The organism is Kocuria nitroreducens, assembly GCF_042879195.1.
In the GTDB taxonomy this organism is placed as follows: Bacteria; Actinomycetota; Actinomycetes; order Actinomycetales; family Micrococcaceae; genus Kocuria; species Kocuria nitroreducens.
The window spans coordinates 15,278-30,888 of record NZ_JBHZTC010000028.1 but is presented as its reverse complement, the minus strand read 5'-3'; the positions used below and the strand labels follow the sequence as shown (position 1 = coordinate 30,888).

Here is a 15,611-nt window from a genome sequence, read left to right as displayed (position 1 = left end):
AACCCATCAACCGAATAAAACATCCGGTATCAACAAACATGGCACACTATTGAGTTCTCAAACAACAGACCAGCAACCAGGCACCACACCCGGAAACCGTGTTGGAATTTTCACTGCCCTCCGCGCCGGAACTTCGTTCCCCGCCTCAGGCAGCTCGACCATCCTACGCAGTCCGTTCCCGGCGTGTCAACTTGCGCTGCTCCGGGTCCGGACCGACCAGAACGGTCGCTCCCGCATGAACTAGGCAACACCTCGCGGTCCTGCTGCTCTTTGCGTTGTTGCCGTCCGCCGGCCTCTCGGCCCTGCCTGACGACTCGATGAACACTACACCCCCGCCCAGAGGCCTGCAAGCCAGGCTCCCGGACGGGGGTGGTGGGCGGATCGAGCCCTGGATCAGGCCTCCACGGTGACCGCGGCGAGGTTCTTCTTGCCGCGGCGCAGCAGTGCCCACCGTCCGTGCAGCAGCTGGTCGGGGCCGAGCTCGGCGTCCTCGCCGACGACCTTCTCGTTGTTGACGTAGGCGCCGCCCTCCTTGAGGGTCCGGCGCGCGGCGGACCTCGACTCGGACAGCCCGGTGGCCACGAGGAGATCGGCGACCTGCAGCCGGCCGGAGGCCACACTGGCCCCGGGCAGCTCGCGCGCCACCGAGTCCAGGGTCTGCGCGTCGAGCTCCGTGAGCTCGCCTCGTCCGAAGACGGCGGCCGAGGCCGCGATCGCCTTCTCGGTCGCCTCGGCCCCGTGCACCAGGGAGTTGACTTCCCAGGCGAGGGCCTTCTGCGCCTGCCTCCTGTAGGGCTCCTCCTCGACCGAACGCGCCAGCTCCTCGATCTCGGTGCGCGTCTTGAAGGTGAAGACCTTGAGCCGGTCCACCACGTCCGCGTCGGCGGTGTTGAGCCAGAACTGGTAGAAGGCGTACGGCGAGGTGAGCTCCGGGTCCAGCCACACAGCGTTGCCCTCGGACTTGCCGAACTTCGTCCCGTCGGAGTTGGTGATCAGCGGGGTGCCGACGGCGTGCACGGACACGCCCTCGACCTTGCGGATCAGCTCGGTCCCGGAGGTCAGGTTCCCCCACTGGTCGGAGCCCCCGGTCTGCAGGGTGCACCCGTGGTCGCGGTAGAGGTTCAGGTAGTCGAGGCCCTGCAGGATCTGGTAGCTGAACTCGGTGTAGGAAATGCCCTCCTGCGAGTTCAGCCGCTTGGCCACGATGTCCTTCTTGATCATCGTGCCCACGCGGAAGTGCTTGCCGATGTCACGGAGGAAGTCGATGGCGGAGAGCTGGGAGGTCCAGTCCAGGTTGTTGACCATCACGGCCCGGTTCTCGCCCTCGAAGGAGAGGAACCGCTCGACCTGGGCACGCAGCAGCCCGACCCACTGCGCGACGGTCTCCTTGGAGTTGAGGATGCGTTCGGAGCTCTGCCGGGGATCGCCGATCAGACCGGTGGACCCGCCGACGAGGCCGATCGGGTGGTGGCCGGCCAGCTGGAGCCGGCGCATGAGCAGCAGCTGCACCAGGTGCCCCAGGTGCAGGGACGCCGCGGTGGGGTCGAACCCGCAGTAGTAGGTGACCTTCTCCTCCGACAGCGACCTCTCGAGGGCCGCCTCGTCGGTCGACACGTGCACGAGCCCGCGCCACTGCAGCTCCTGCCACACGTTGGCGAAGGACGGATCGTTGCGCTGGGAGGTCAGGTCCGTGGGAATCGACACGGCTAACAAGTTACACCAGGGCGCGGCGGGGAAGCTCGCCGCGCCCCGGCGCCCGGTCGGGGCGGGTCAGAACCGGTCGAGGCCCGCCGGGAGCGGCCGGGCCGCGACGACGCGCAGCCGCTGGGTGGGCCGGGTCATGGCCACATAGAGGTTTCCCACCCCGCCGCCGACCTCCTCGACGAGCGCCTGAGGTTCGACGACCACCACGGAGTCGAACTCCAGCCCCTTGGCGTCCCACGCGGAGAGCACCACGACCTGCCGGTCCAGCCGGCGGACGCCGGCGCCCACGAGCCCGGGCAGGGCTCCGGCCAGCGCCGGGCCGATCTCCTGGACGCGGTCCTCGGGCACGATCACCGCCACGAGCCCGCCGTTGACGAGCCCGAGCTCGGTGCGGACCTGGTCGAGGACGCCCTCGGCCACGTCCGCGGCACGGACGCGCTGCACGATCGGCGGCTCGCCCTCACGGACGGCCCGCGGGGCCGAGATGTCCAGGCCGGCGGCCCGGGCGACGTCGACCGCGGCCTCGGCGATCGCGGCGGGGGTGCGGTAGTTGACCGTGAGCTCGTCGTGGACGAACCGCTCCCCCACGAAGGGCTCGAGGGCGTCCTGCCAGCTGCGGGCGGCGGTGGCCGAGCCCGCCTGGGCGATGTCGCCGACCACGGTGAACGACTTCATGGGGCACCGCCGCATCAGCACGCGCCACTGCATCGGCGAGAGCTCCTGCGCCTCGTCGACGACGACGTGCCCGTAGGCCCACGTGCGGTCGGCGGTCGCGGCCTCGGCGGCGGTCATCCGGTGCTGGGTCACCGCGTTGAAGTCCGTGAGCTGGGCCGCGGTCACGATGCCGTCCGCGCCGACGTCCTCGAGGCTCTGGTGCATGTTCGCCAGGGCGTGCTCGGCGTTGTCCGTGGCCTTGCGGTGCTCCCGGTCCGCCTCGGCCCGCCGGCGCACCCCGGCCTCGTCGAGGTCGCCCAGCAGCTCGGCGGCCTCGTCCAGCAGGGGCACGTCCGCCACGGTGAAGGGGGCGTCGGCCGGGCGCAGCAGGGCGTCGACCTGCGCGGCGTCCAGGTGCGGGGCGGCGGACTCGAGGTAGTGCCGCTTGCTGAACAGCTGGCCGACCAGGGTCTGGGGCGACATCGGCATCCAGGCGAGGTTGAGGGCGATCCGCACGTCCCGCGACTGCCGGATGTCCTCCGCGAGGTACGAGCGGTCCATGACGTTGCCGCTGGTGGTGTTGAGGTGCTCGCCGAGCTGCTCGGTGAGCTCGCGCAGCACGATCTTCACGAAGGTGTTGCGCGCCTCGTTGTGCGGCTTCCCGGTGGCGCGGGCCTTGTCCCGGGCGCGCTTGACCGTGCGCGGGGTCAGGGTCACGCGGTGGCTGTCGACGCGCAGCACCTGGTCCGCCGCCGGGACCTTCTGCCGGTCCCGCACGGCGCGGGCGACGACCTCGGCCATGTCGAGACCCGACTTGAGCCGCGCGGTGCGCGGATCCCGCTCGGGGACGGCGAGCACACCCGGGAACAGCTCGGACAGGGAGGACATCACCACGCCGGTCTCCCCGAGCGCCGGCAGCACGCGTTCGATGTACCACATGAACGACGACGACGGACCGACGATCAGCACTCCGGCCTTGCGCAGCCGCTCCCGGTGCTCGTAGAGCAGGTACGCCGCCCGGTGCAGCGCCACGGCGGTCTTGCCGGTCCCGGGCCCGCCCTGCACCACGCGCACGCCGGGCAGCGGCGCGCGGATGATCCTGTCCTGCTCGGCCTGGATGGTCGCGACGATGTCCGACATCCGCCCGGTGCGCTTCTGGTTCAGGGCCGCCAGCAGGGCTCCCTCACCGTGGAGCACGCCCTCGTCCTCGAGCATGTCCGGGTCCAGGACGTCGTCCTCGAGGGCGGCGACGTCCCGGCCCTCGAGGATGAGGTGGCGCCGGCGCCGGATGCCCATGGGGTTCTGCGCGGTGGCCTGGTAGAAGGCGGCGGCCTCGCGGGCGCGCCAGTCCACCATGAGCCGCTGGTGGTCCGCGGTGGCCAGACCGATGCGCCCGACGTAGCGGCGGTCGCCGGCCTGGCCGTCCAGACGGCCGAAGACGAGCCGGTGGTCCACGGCCTCGAGCTGGGCGAGGCGGTCCTCGTAGTGGGACGCGAACGCGTCGCGCTCCGCACGGTTCTGGTGGTTGCCGAAGGACTCGCTGCGCCGGACGGCCGCGAGCTCCGCGGTCTTCTCGGCCCGCAGCTCGTCGAGCCGGTCGTAGAGCATCGCGACGTACGCTCGCTCGACAGCGAGTTGCTCGGCCGCCATCGTGGCGACGGTCTCTGCCATGGGTGGACACCTCGTTCCGGATCGAACAGACCATCGATTCTACCGGTACGCACGTCGATCCCACGGTCGCGCGGCCGCGGGCTGCGTAACAGGAGCAACGCCAGGGACGTCGCGGCAGGTCAGACGCGGTACAGGGCCCGGACGCGGTGGCCGCCGAGCTGGCTGCGGCCCCGCAGGTCGGTGAGCTCCATGATCAGCCCGAACCCGGCGACGTGCAGCCCGGCCCGGTGCAGCAGCTGCGCCGTGGCCCCGAGGGTGCCGCCGGTCGCGAGGATGTCGTCGAGCACCAGCACCCGGGCTCCGCGGGGGACGTCGTCCGTGTGGATCTCCAGCACCGCCGACCCGTACTCCAGGACGTACTCCTCGCGGAAGGTCTCCCGCGGCAGCTTCCCGGCCTTGCGCACGGGGATGAGGCCCACGCCCGTCGCGTAGGCCACGGCCCCGGCCATGAGGAAGCCGCGGGCCTCGATGCCGGCCACGTGGTCGAACTGGCCGCGGAAGGCGTCCGCCAGGGCGTCGACGGTCCGCCGGAAGCCGGCGCCGTCCGCGAACAGGGGCGTCAGGTCGCGGAAGAGGACCCCCGGTTCCGGGTAGTCGGGGATCTTCACGCACAGGCGCTCGATCATCTGCTCTACGGATTCAGTCACGTCGCTCATGCTATCCGCCCGGGCCCCGCGCGGACTCAGCGGCGGCGGCGCGGGACCGCCGGACGGTACGGGGAGACGGAGGGCTCGCCGGGGAGCCACCACCGCCACGGGAACTCGGGGGTCCCGCCGGGCCCGGACACCCCGGTGCGCGGGCCGCGGTCGGCGGCGCCGCCTCCGGGGCCGTCCAGCTCCAGGAAGAAGCCCGGCGCGGCGGCGTTCTGCCCCGCGGCGAGCGGGGCGCCGTCGTGGGTCAGGTCGATGCCCAGGGCCTTGGCGAGGTTGCCCGGCCCGCGGGCCAGCGCGGCCCCGGGCACCGGGCCGGACCGGCCGGCGGCCCGGCGGGCGCGGGCGAGCTCGAGACCCTCGACGACCTCGCCGGCCCGGAGCAGGCACCCGCCGGCGGTGCCCTCGGGGCGGCAGACGAGGTTCACCGCGTGGTGCATCCCGTACGTGAAGTACACGTAGACGTGGCCCGGCGGACCGAACATGGAGGCGTTGCGCGCCGTCCGCCCGCGCCACGTGTGCGCCCCCGGGTCCGGCAGGTCGGAGCCGTCCGGCCCGCCGTAGGCCTCGACCTCCGTGATCCGCAGGACCACGGTGCCCTCACCGGTCCGGAGGCCGAACAGGCCGCCCAGCAGCCGCGGGGCCACCTCCGGAGCCGGCCGGGACAGCAGCTCGAGCAGCGCCGGCCCGGTGACGGGCCCGCCCCCGCTCATCCCGCGACGATCGGGGCCCGCCGCGAGAACTCCGCGGCCACGGACACCTGGCGCTCGAGCTCGCCGATCTGCGCGGCCACCGCCGACGGCGCCGTGCCGCCCTGGGCGCTGCGCGAGGCCAGCGAGCCCGCCACGGTGAGCACCTCGCGCACGCCCGGGGTGAGCCGGTCGGAGATCGCGGCGAAGTCCGCGTCGGAGAGGTCCCACAGCTCGATCCCGCGCTGCTCGCAGACCCGCACCGCGTCCCCGGCGACCTCGTGCGCGTCCCGGAAGGGCACGCCCTGGCGCACGAGCCACTCGGCGACGTCGGTGGCGAGGGCGAAGCCCTGCGGGGCGAGCTCGGCCATGCGGTCGGTGTTGAAGTCGAGGGTGGCGACCATCCCCGAGACCGCGGGCAGCAGCACCTCGAGCTGGTCGATCGCGTCGAAGACGGGCTCCTTGTCCTCCTGGAGGTCCCGGTTGTAGGCCAGGGGCAGGCCCTTGAGCGTGGCCAGCAGACCCGTGAGGTCGCCGATCAGCCGGCCGGCCTTGCCGCGGGCGAGCTCGGCGATGTCCGGGTTCTTCTTCTGCGGCATGATCGAGGACCCGGTGGAGAAGGCGTCGTCGAGGGTGACGAAGGAGAACTCCTTGGTGGCCCACGTGGTGATCTCCTCGGAGATCCGGGACATGTCCACGGCGATCATCGCGGTGACCCAGGAGAACTCGGCGTAGACGTCCCGGGCCGCGGTGCCGTCGATGGAGTTGTGCACGGCGGAGTCGAAGCCCAGCTCGGCGGCGACGGCCCCCGGGTCCAGGCCGAGCGAGGACCCGGCGAGCGCCCCCGAGCCGTACGGGGAGACCGCGGCGCGGGCGTCCCAGTCGACGAGGCGCTGCACGTCCCGCAGCATCGCCCAGGCGTGGGCGAGCAGGTGGTGGGACAGCAGCACCGGCTGGGCGTGCTGGAGGTGGGTGCGCCCGGGCATCGGGGCCTCCGGATGGGCCTGCGCCTGGTCCAGGAGGGCCTGTACGACGTCGAGCACGTTGCGGGCGATGATCGCGGCGTGGTCGCGCAGGTACATCCGCCCGAGGGTGGCGATCTGGTCGTTGCGGGACCGGCCGGCGCGCAGCTTGCCGCCGAGCTCGGGCCCGGCCCGCTCGATGAGGCCCTTCTCGAGGGAGCCGTGGACGTCCTCGTCCGAGGCCTCGGGGGCGTAGGCCCCGGAGCGGACGTCGGCCTCGAGCCGGTCGAGGGCGTCGAGCATGCCCTCGAGCTCGTCGCCGGTCAGCAGCCCGGCCGTGCGCAGGACCCGGGCGTGGGCCCGTGAGCCCGCGATGTCGTAGGGGGCCAGGCGCCAGTCGAAGTGCGTCGACCTGCTCAGCGCCGCGAGGGCGTCGGCCGGTCCCCCGGCGAAGCGCCCGCCCCAGAGCGCGCCCTCGTTGGTCCCGTGCTTGTCCTGCTGCGCCATGTCTCTCCTTCTCGGGTCGGCCGGGCGTGGACGGAGGGCCCCACCGCCGGGATGGGGCCCTCCGTCGTCGTGCCCGTTCCTGCTGGGGACGAGCCTACGTGCTCCGGGGCTGCTTGCCCTCGGCCGCGAGCCGCTGCTCGCGGGACGCCGCGACCTTCGAGGACATGCCGAACAGCTCGATGAACCCGCGGGCCTGGGACTGGTCGAACGCGTCGCCCTCGTCGTAGGTGGCGAGGTTGAAGTCGTACAGGGAGGTGTTCGAGCGGCGGCCGGTGACCGTGGCCTGGCCGGCGTGCAGGGTCATCCGGATGTCGCCGTCCACGTACTTCTGGGTGTCCTGGATGAACGCGTCCAGGGACTGCTTGAGCGGGGAGAACCACTGGCCGTCGTAGACGAGCTCGGTCCAGCGCTGGGTGGCCGTGCGCTTGAAGCGGGCCTGCTCGCGCTCGACCGTCACGTTCTCGAGCTCCCGGTGCGCGGCGATGAGCGCCATGGCTCCGGGGGCCTCGTAGACCTCGCGGGACTTGATGCCCACGAGCCGGTCCTCGACGATGTCGATCCGGCCCACGCCCTGGGCCCCGGCGCGCCGGTTCATCTCCTGGATCGCCTGCAGCGGGGTGACGGGCTGGCCGTCGAGGGCCACGGGAATGCCGCCCGCGAAGCTGATCACGACCTCGTCGGCCGGCGGCGGGAACGTGGGGTCGTCCGTGTAGTCGTAGACGTCCTTGGTGGGTGCGTTCCAGATGTCCTCGAGGAACCCGGTCTCCACGGCGCGGCCCCACACGTTCTGGTCGATCGAGAAGGGGTTCTTCTTGGTCGTGGCGATCGGCAGGTGGTGCTTCTCGGCGTAGTTGATGGCCTTGTCTCGGGTCAGGGCGAGATCGCGGACCGGGGCGATGCACTTGAGCTCGGGACCCAGGGTCTGGATGCCCACCTCGAAGCGGACCTGGTCGTTGCCCTTGCCGGTGCAGCCGTGGGCCACGGTGGAGGCGCCGAACCGCTTGGCGGCGGCCACGAGGTGCTTGACGATCACCGGGCGGGACAGTGCCGAGACCACGGGATAGGCGTCCATGTACAGGGCGTTCGCCTGCAGGGCCGGCATGCAGTACTCCGCGGCGAACTCGTCGCGGGCGTCGGCCACGTAGGCTTCGACGGCCCCGCAGTCGAGGGCGCGCCGGCGGATGGTCTCGAGGTCCTCGCCGCCCTGCCCGACGTCGACGGCCACGGCGATGACCTCGGCCCCCGTCGCCTCGCCGATCCAGCCGATGGCCACGGAGGTGTCGAGGCCTCCGGAGTAGGCCAGCACAACACGCTCGGTCACGGTGTTCTCCTTCGTCGGTGGTCCGGGCACCACGACGTGGCCCCGCCTTCTGTGCATGACTATACACCTCAACTTGTATTTATGCATACTCGCCCGGACTCCTCCGCACACGCTCCGGGCACTCCCCCGGAGACGGTCGCGACACCCCGGCACCCTGTGGTCGACCAGTGGGAGTCCGCCCGCCGCAGGGCCCGAGCACGCCTCCGACCTGCACTGGCGCGGTGCGCCACTCCCCAATTATGAATCGCTAGCAATAGCGCGCCCGTTCCGACATACTGGGGGCGAGGTGTGGTCCGTACCGAACGATCACACCCGGAACGGCGAGGACCCACGCGTCCCGGCCGCCCTCCACACCCGGTCCCTATCCCGAGAGGAACCCCATGACGAACGTTCCCGAGCAGACCCTCACCACACGCCAGGGTCACCCGGTCCACGACAACCAGAACACCCGCACCGTCGGCTCGCGCGGGCCCGCGACCCTCGAGAACTACGCGTTCCTCGAGAAGATGAGCCACTTCGACCGCGAGCGGATCCCCGAGCGCGTGGTGCACGCCCGCGGCACCACCGCCTTCGGCTACTTCGAGGCCTACGGCACGTACGGCGACGAGCCCATCGCCAAGTACACCCGCGCCAAGGTCTTCAGCGAGGCCGGCAAGCGCACCGAGACCGCCGTGCGCTTCTCCACGGTGGCCGGCGGCCGGGACTCCTCCGAGGTGGCCCGCGACCCCCGCGGCTTCGCCGTGAAGATGTACACCGAGGACGGCAACTGGGACCTCGTCGGCAACAACCTCGGCGTCTTCTTCATCCGGGACGCCATCAAGTTCCCGGACTTCATCCACTCCCAGAAGCCGGATCCCGTGAACTTCGAGGCCGGTGTCGCCAACCGCGCCTTCGACTTCTGGAGCCAGTCGCCCGAGGCGATGCACATGATCACGATCCTGTTCTCCCCGCGCGGGATCCCGGCGGACTACCGCCACCAGCAGGGCTTCGGCGTGAACACCTACAAGTGGGTCAACGCCGCCGGTGAGTCCGTGCTGGTGAAGTACCACTGGATCCCGAAGCCGGGCGTGAAGTCGCTGACCTCCGAGGACGCCGCGAACATCCAGGCGCAGACCCTGGGTTCGCACACCAAGGACCTCTACGACGCCATCGAGGCCGGCGACTACCCCGAGTGGGAGCTGCAGGTCCAGGTCATGGAGGACCACGACCACCCCGAGCTGGACTTCGACCCGCTGGACGACACGAAGGTGTGGCCGGAGGAGCTGTTCCCGCCGAAGCCGGTCGGCCGCATGGTGCTGAACCGCAACCCGCAGAACTTCTTCGCGGAGAACGAGCAGATCGCCTTCGGCACCGGCGTGCTGGTGGACGGCCTCGACTTCTCCGACGACAAGATGCTCGTGGGCCGCACCTTCTCCTACTCGGACACCCAGCGCTACCGCGTGGGCCCGAACTACCTGCAGCTGCCGGTCAACGCGGCGAAGGCCCCGGTGGCCACCAACCAGCGCGACGGCCAGATGGCCTACGGCGTGGACCTGGCCCCCGGCCAGAACCCGCACGTGAACTACGAGCCGTCCATCACCGGCGGCGTGCAGGAGACCCCGAAGCCCGAGGGGTACCAGCCCGAGGTCGGCCCTCGGATCGACGCGCGCCTGACCCGCGCCCAGATCGAGCGGACCAACGACTACCAGCAGGCCGGCGAGCGCTTCCAGCTCCAGGAGGACTGGGAGAAGGAGGAGCTCATCGCCAACCTGGTCGACGCGCTGTCCCAGTGCGACCGCCCGATCCAGGAGCGCATGGTCTGGCACTTCTACATGGTCGAGGACGAGATGGGCCGCCGCGTGGGCGACGGCATCGGCGTCTCCCTCGAGGACGTCCAGGATTTGGGTCCCCTGCCCACCCAGCGGCTGACCGAGCAGGAGCTGCAGCGCGTGGCGAACCTCGGCAACAACGGCCCCCGGGACGTGGCGGGTCTCACCATGACCCACTGCGTGCCCAACGAGCACGTGCGCGTGGAGCGCGAGCCCCAGCAGGCGAGCCCCGCGATGATGTCCAACTGACCCCGTGACTCCGGGCGCCCCGCACGGGGCGCCTCCCCCGGGGTCCGGTGGACCCAGCACGCCGGAGGGGCCGGCCGCGTCCAGCGGCCGGCCCCTCCGGCGTCCCGGCTCAACCGCGGTGCTCGGCGCCCTCGAGGTCCAGGGACCGCTTGAGGATCTTGCCGGTCGGACCCTTCGGCAGCTCGTCGACCACCTTGTAGTAGCGCGGGTGCTTGTACCTGGCCACGCGCTCGCGGACGAAGGCGTCCAGCGCGTCGACCTTCTCGTCCTGCTCCCCCTCGGGCACGTGGCGGAAGGCGACGACGGCGGCGACCTCCTCGCCCATCGCCTCGTCCGGCACCCCGACCACCGCGGCCTCGGCGATGCCCGGGAACTGGTAGATCACCTCCTCGACCTCGCGGGGGTAGACGTTGTAGCCGCCCCGCAGGACCATGTCCTTCTTCCGGTCCACGATGTAGTAGAAGCCGTCCTCGTCCACCCGGGCGAGATCCCCCGTGGAGAACCAGCCGTCACGGATCGCGGCCTCGGTGGCCTCGGGGTTGCGCCAGTAGCCGGCCATCACGTACTCCCCGGCCACGACGAGCTCGCCGATCTGCCCGACGGGGACCTCGTCACCGAGGTCGTCCACGACCTTGAGCTGCGCGCCCCGCACCACGGTGCCGATCGAGCCCGGCCGGCGCCCCCGGTCCTTCTGGTTGAAGCACACCACCGGGGAGGTCTCGGACAGGCCGTAGCCCTCGTAGATCGGCGCCCCGAACACCTTCTCGAAGCGCTCCAGGACCTCGACCGGCAGCGGGGACCCGCCCGAGACTCCGGCCCGCAGGTGCGGCAGCTCGACCCGGCTCCCGTCCGCCGCGGCGAGCAGCGCGACGTACATGCTCGGCACCCCCGCGAAGACCGTGACCTCGTCCCGCGCCAGGATCTGCAGCGCCTTGGCCGGGTCGAAGCGCGGCAGCAGCGTGACGGTCGCTCCCGCCTGGACGACTCCGTTGAGCGCCACGGTCTGGCCGAACACGTGGAAGAACGGCAGGGCCCCGAACATGACGTCCCCGGGCCCCAGATCGAAGAGGTCCGCGGACAGCTCCGCGTTGGTCCGCAGATTGTGGTGCGTCAGGACGGCACCCTTAGGCCGGCCCGTGGTCCCGGAGGTGTAGAGCAGCACGGCGGGCGCGTCGTCGTCGCGGTCGGCGACATCGGACCGCGGCGGGACCTCTCCGAGGGCCTGCAGCGTCCCGGCGGCCGAGACCTCGACCACCCGGACGTCCCGGCCCAGGTCCGCGACCGCGGCGCGGGTGGCCTCGGCCATGGCCTCCCAGACGAGCACCAGGGACACGTCCGCGTTCTCGAAGTGGTACGCCAGCTCCCGGGGGCTGAGGAGGGGGTTGAGGGGCACGACCACGCCGCCCGCGCGCAGGATCCCGTAGTAGGCGATCGGCATGTGCGGGACGTTGGGCAGGATCATCGCCACCCGGTCCCCCGACCCGATCCCGGTCGCGGCGAGCATCGACGCGACCCGCGCCGACAGGTCGTCGAGGGCCCCGTAGGTCAGGACCTTGTCGTCGAGGACCACGGCCCGGGACTCCGGGGAGGCCGCGGCGGTGTCGGTGAGCAGACTGACGAGATTCGTCATGGCGGAACTCCGGATCCCCGGTGCACGGGCACCGGCGCGAGGAACGGGCACGGGGTGAGCTGTGTCACCCGAGCGTGCCAGTCGGTTACTGCAACGTCAAGACCCGGGTACTTCCAGGTGGCGCGTGCCATGCGCCCCGCCCCCGATAAACTGGCCGGCAGGAGCACCACCCGACCGACCGCGAAGGATCACCCGTGACCGAGAACCCCCAGCAGCCCGATCAGCCCCAGGACGGGGCGGCCCCCCAGCTGACCGAGGAGGAGATGGCCTACGTGCTCTCCCTGTTCGAGATGGCCCGGACGGGGGACACCGAGAACCTCCTTCCGGCCGTGCGCGCGGGTGTCCCGGTCAACCTCACCAACGGCAAGGGCGACACCCTGCTGGTCCTCGCGGCCTACCACCAGCGCGAGGGGACCGTCGCGGCGCTGCTCGAGGCCGGGGCGGACCCGGACCGGGTCAACGACAACGGGCAGACGGCACTGATGAGCGCGGTGTTCCGGGGCAACGAGACGATCGTCCGGACGCTGCTCGAGGCCGGGGCCTCGCAGACGGCCGGCGCCCACTCCGCCCTCGACTTCGCCCGGGTCTTCGAGCGCACGGACCTCGTCCCCGTCCTCGAGGAGTACGAGGCCCGCTGAGACCGCGGGACGCGCACCCGCCGGCCGCTCAGACGAGGCCCTCCACCTCGCGCTTGAGGATCTTGCCGGTGGGCCCCTTGGGCAGCGCGTCCACCACCCGGTAGAGCCGCGGGCGCTTGTAGGAGGCCACGCGCTCGCGCACCCAGGACCGCAGCTCGGGCACCAGGCGCTCGCCGTCCGGGGCCGCCTCGGCCGTGAGCACCACGAACGCCGCGACCTCCTGGCCCTGCACCTCGTCCGAGATCCCGACCACGGCGACCTCCGCGACCGCGGGATGCTCGTACAGCGCCTCCTCGACCTCCCGGGGGTACACGTTGTAGCCGCCCCGCAGGATCATGTCCTTCTTGCGGTCCACGATGAAGACGCAGCCGTCCTGGTCCATGCGGGCGAGGTCCCCGGTGCGGAACCATCCGTCCCGGACCGCCTCGGCCGTGGCCTCCGGGTTGCGCCAGTAGCCGGCCATCACGTAGCGCCCCGCCACGGCCAGCTCCCCGACCTCTCCCGTGGGCACCTCCGCCCCCGTGTCGTCGAGGACGCGCAGCCGGGCGCCGGGGACGGCCGTGCCGATCGAGCCGGGCCGGACGGGCCCGTCGAGCTGGTTGAAGCTGACCACCGGGGACGTCTCGGACAGCCCGTAGCCCTCGTAGAGGCGGACCCCGAACACGCCCTCGAAGCGCCGGAGCACCTCGACCGGCAGCGCGGCCCCGCCCGAGATGGCCGCCCGCAGCGCGGGGAGGGCCACCGGGCGGTCCCCGGCCGCCCCCAGCAGGGCGACGTGCATGCTCGGGACCCCGTCCAGGACGGTGACGCCGTCCCGCTCGAGGATCTCCAGCACCGTGCGCGGGGCGAAGCGCGGGAGCAGGGTCACGGCGGCGCCCGCGGCGACCACCGCGTTGAGCGCCACGGTCTGGCCGAAGACGTGGAAGAAGGGCAGGCCGCCGAAGAACACGTCCTCGGGGACGATCCGGAAGAGGTCCACGACCATCTCGGCGTTGCCGAGGAGGTTGTCGTGGGTGAGCATCGCCCCCTTGGGCCGTCCCGTGGTGCCGGACGTGTAGAGCAGCACCGCCATGTCCTGCGCCCCGCGCTGCTCGAGACCGGCCAGCGGCTCCACGCCCGCGAGCCGCTGGAGGGTGCCGGCGGCCGACAGCTCGACCACCGGCACGTCGAGCCCCAGCCGCTCGAGGGCCTCGCGACAGGCCCCGGCCATGGCTTCCCACACCACGACCGCGGAGACCTCGGCGTCCTGGAAGTGGTGCGCGAGCTCGCGCGGGGTCAGCAGCGGGTTGAGCGGGACCACGACGGCCCCGGAGCGCAGGATCCCGTAGTAGGCGATCGGCATGTGCGGGACGTTCGGCGCGATGAGCGCTACCCGGTCCCCGGGATGGACGCCTCCGTCGCGCAGCAGGGTGGCGGCGCGCGCCGAGAGGTCGTCGAGCTCGGCGTAGCTGAGGACGGTGTCGTCGAGCACCACGGCGGGGCGCCGCGGGAGCCGGGCGGCCGTGTCGACGAGCAGGGACGCCAGGTTCGGCATGAGGGCGCTCCTTCCGGGGCGGACCGCGTAGTGGACGGTGTGGGGAACATTGCACCACACCGGCTCCCGCCCCGGACCGTGCACGGGCCGCCCCGGGGGATCACGCCGTGCGCCCGGGCCCGGCCCTCACTCGGCGAGCTCCAGGAAGCGGCGGGCCACGGCGTGGCCGCCGTCGGCCTCCCGGCACACCACCATGATCGTGTCGTCGCCGGCGATGGTGCCGAGGACGGCGGGGAGCACGGACGTGTCGATGGCGGACGCGAAGTACTGGGCGGCCCCCGGCGGGGTGCGCAGCACCACGAGGTTCGCGCTCGCCTCGGCGGTGACCAGCAGCTCGCGGCACAGGCTGGCCAGGCGCGCGTCGAGCACCTCCTGGGTGATCCCCGAGGCGGGCGAGCGGTCGGCCCCGGCCTGGGGGACGGCGTAGACGAGGGCGCCGGAGCCGTCGCGCACCCGGACGGCCCCCAGCTCCACCAGGTCACGGGAGAGCGTGGCCTGGGTGACCTGCACGCCGTCCTCGCCCAGCCGGGCGGCCAGCTCGGCCTGCGAGTGGATCGCCCCGCCGGTCACGAGGGCCACGATCCGGGCCTGCCGTGCGGTCTTGGTCGCGGGGATGGTCATGCCGGGACGGCAGGGGCGTCGGCGGCGTCCAGGTCGTACCGCCCGGAGCGGGCCATGAGCCACACGAGGAGGGCCTTCTGGGCGTGCAGCCGGTTCTCCGCCTCGTCCCACACGACGGACTGCGGGCCGTCGATGACCTCGGCCGCGACCTCGGACCCGCGGAAGGCGGGCAGGCAGTGCAGGAACAGCGCCCCGGGCGCGGCCTGGGCCATCGCCGCGGCGTCCACGGTGTACTCCCGGAAGACCTGCGCCCGCACCTCGGTCTCCGCCTCCCGCCCCATGGACACCCAGGTGTCGGTGCAGACCACGTCCGCCCCGGCGAGCGCCTCGGCCGGGTCGGTGGTCACGCGCACGGACCCTCCGGTCCGCTCGGCGCGCTCCTCGGCGGCCTGCACCACGGCCGGGTCCGGGAGGTGGCTTCCCGGTCCGGCGACGCGCACGTGCATGCCCGCGGTGGTCCCGCCGAGCAGGTAGGAGTGGGCCATGTTGTTGGCGGCGTCCCCGAGATAGGCGAAGGTGAGCCCGGCCAGGCTCCCCCGGTGCTCCCGCACCGTGAGCAGGTCCGCGAGGATCTGGCACGGGTGGTAGTCGTCGGAGAGCCCGTTGACGACGGGGACGGTCGAGGCCGCGGCCATCTCCTCCAGGCCGGACTGGGCGTAGGTGCGCCACACGATGGTCGAGACCATGCGGGAGAAGACGCGCGCGGTGTCCGCCACGCTCTCCTTGCCCAGCTGGGACTCCCCCGGGTTGATCATCAGCGGACTGCCGCCGAGGTCGGCGATCCCGGCCGCGAAGGAGACCCGGGTGCGGGTCGACGTCTTGTCGAAGATCACGGCCACCGTCTGCGGCCCCGCGTAGGGCCGGTGGGCCCAGCGGTCGGCCTTGAGGCGGGCGGCCAGCTCCAGCACCTCGGCCTGCTCCTGCTGGGAGAGGTCGGTGTCGACGAGGAAGTGGCGGGGGGTCATGGACGGGT

The 15,611-nt window shown here is 72.1% G+C and carries 12 protein-coding genes; 2 read left to right on the top strand and 10 right to left on the bottom strand.

The genetic code is table 11. The features are described from left to right. Window positions 1-393: 393 nt before the first annotated feature. From tyrS to ACFYE1_RS15835, 6 genes are all read right to left on the bottom strand, one after another. Entirely contained in the window at window positions 394-1,704 is a 1,311-nt protein-coding gene (gene tyrS, locus ACFYE1_RS15860; protein WP_387744966.1) for a tyrosine--tRNA ligase, read from the bottom strand. Window positions 1,705-1,770: 66 nt separating this feature from the next. Continuing rightward, a complete protein-coding gene (locus ACFYE1_RS15855) occupies window positions 1,771-4,029 on the bottom strand; it encodes a HelD family protein (RefSeq protein WP_387744963.1) in 2,259 nt (752 codons plus the stop codon). A 119-nt stretch (window positions 4,030-4,148) separates the two neighbouring features. Beyond that, entirely contained in the window at window positions 4,149-4,685 is a 537-nt protein-coding gene (locus ACFYE1_RS15850) for an adenine phosphoribosyltransferase (RefSeq protein WP_387744961.1), read from the bottom strand. Window positions 4,686-4,711: 26 nt separating this feature from the next. After that, complete coding sequence (locus tag ACFYE1_RS15845) at window positions 4,712-5,392, bottom strand: DNA-3-methyladenine glycosylase (RefSeq protein WP_387744959.1); 681 nt, start codon at window positions 5,390-5,392, stop codon at window positions 4,712-4,714. Then, entirely contained in the window at window positions 5,389-6,837 is a 1,449-nt protein-coding gene (argH, locus tag ACFYE1_RS15840) for an argininosuccinate lyase (protein ID WP_387744957.1), read from the bottom strand. The genes ACFYE1_RS15845 and argH overlap by 4 nt, the downstream gene beginning before the upstream one ends. 94 nt (window positions 6,838-6,931) lie before the next feature. Further along, a complete protein-coding gene (locus ACFYE1_RS15835) occupies window positions 6,932-8,158 on the bottom strand; it encodes an argininosuccinate synthase (RefSeq protein WP_387744954.1) in 1,227 nt (408 codons plus the stop codon). A 380-nt stretch (window positions 8,159-8,538) separates the two neighbouring features. Between ACFYE1_RS15835 and ACFYE1_RS15830 the strand changes: the two genes are divergently transcribed. After that, complete coding sequence (locus ACFYE1_RS15830) at window positions 8,539-10,215, top strand: catalase (RefSeq protein ID WP_387744952.1); 1,677 nt, start codon at window positions 8,539-8,541, stop codon at window positions 10,213-10,215. A gap of 109 nt (window positions 10,216-10,324) precedes the next feature. Here the strand turns inward: ACFYE1_RS15830 and ACFYE1_RS15825 are convergent, their stop codons facing one another. After that, entirely contained in the window at window positions 10,325-11,845 is a 1,521-nt protein-coding gene (locus ACFYE1_RS15825) for a long-chain-fatty-acid--CoA ligase (RefSeq protein ID WP_387744949.1), read from the bottom strand. Window positions 11,846-12,039: 194 nt separating this feature from the next. Here ACFYE1_RS15825 and ACFYE1_RS15820 point away from each other — a divergent pair, with 194 nt between their 5' ends. Then, on the top strand, window positions 12,040-12,483 hold the full coding sequence (locus ACFYE1_RS15820; RefSeq protein ID WP_387744946.1) for an ankyrin repeat domain-containing protein: 444 nt from the start codon (window positions 12,040-12,042) through the stop codon (window positions 12,481-12,483). 28 nt (window positions 12,484-12,511) lie between these two features. Here ACFYE1_RS15820 and ACFYE1_RS15815 read toward each other — a convergent pair whose 3' ends face one another. The 3 genes from ACFYE1_RS15815 to argF all read right to left on the bottom strand — a co-directional run bounded on the left by ACFYE1_RS15815 (window position 12,512) and on the right by argF (window position 15,603). Next, entirely contained in the window at window positions 12,512-14,017 is a 1,506-nt protein-coding gene (locus tag ACFYE1_RS15815) for a long-chain-fatty-acid--CoA ligase (protein ID WP_387744943.1), read from the bottom strand. 126 nt (window positions 14,018-14,143) lie between these two features. Next, window positions 14,144-14,638: an arginine repressor gene (locus ACFYE1_RS15810; RefSeq protein ID WP_387744940.1), complete on the bottom strand. Its 495-nt coding sequence runs from the start codon at window positions 14,636-14,638 to the stop codon at window positions 14,144-14,146. Beyond that, window positions 14,635-15,603, bottom strand: a complete 969-nt coding sequence (gene argF, locus ACFYE1_RS15805; protein ID WP_387744938.1) for an ornithine carbamoyltransferase — start codon at window positions 15,601-15,603, stop codon at window positions 14,635-14,637. The genes ACFYE1_RS15810 and argF overlap by 4 nt, the downstream gene beginning before the upstream one ends. Window positions 15,604-15,611 lie beyond the last annotated feature (8 nt).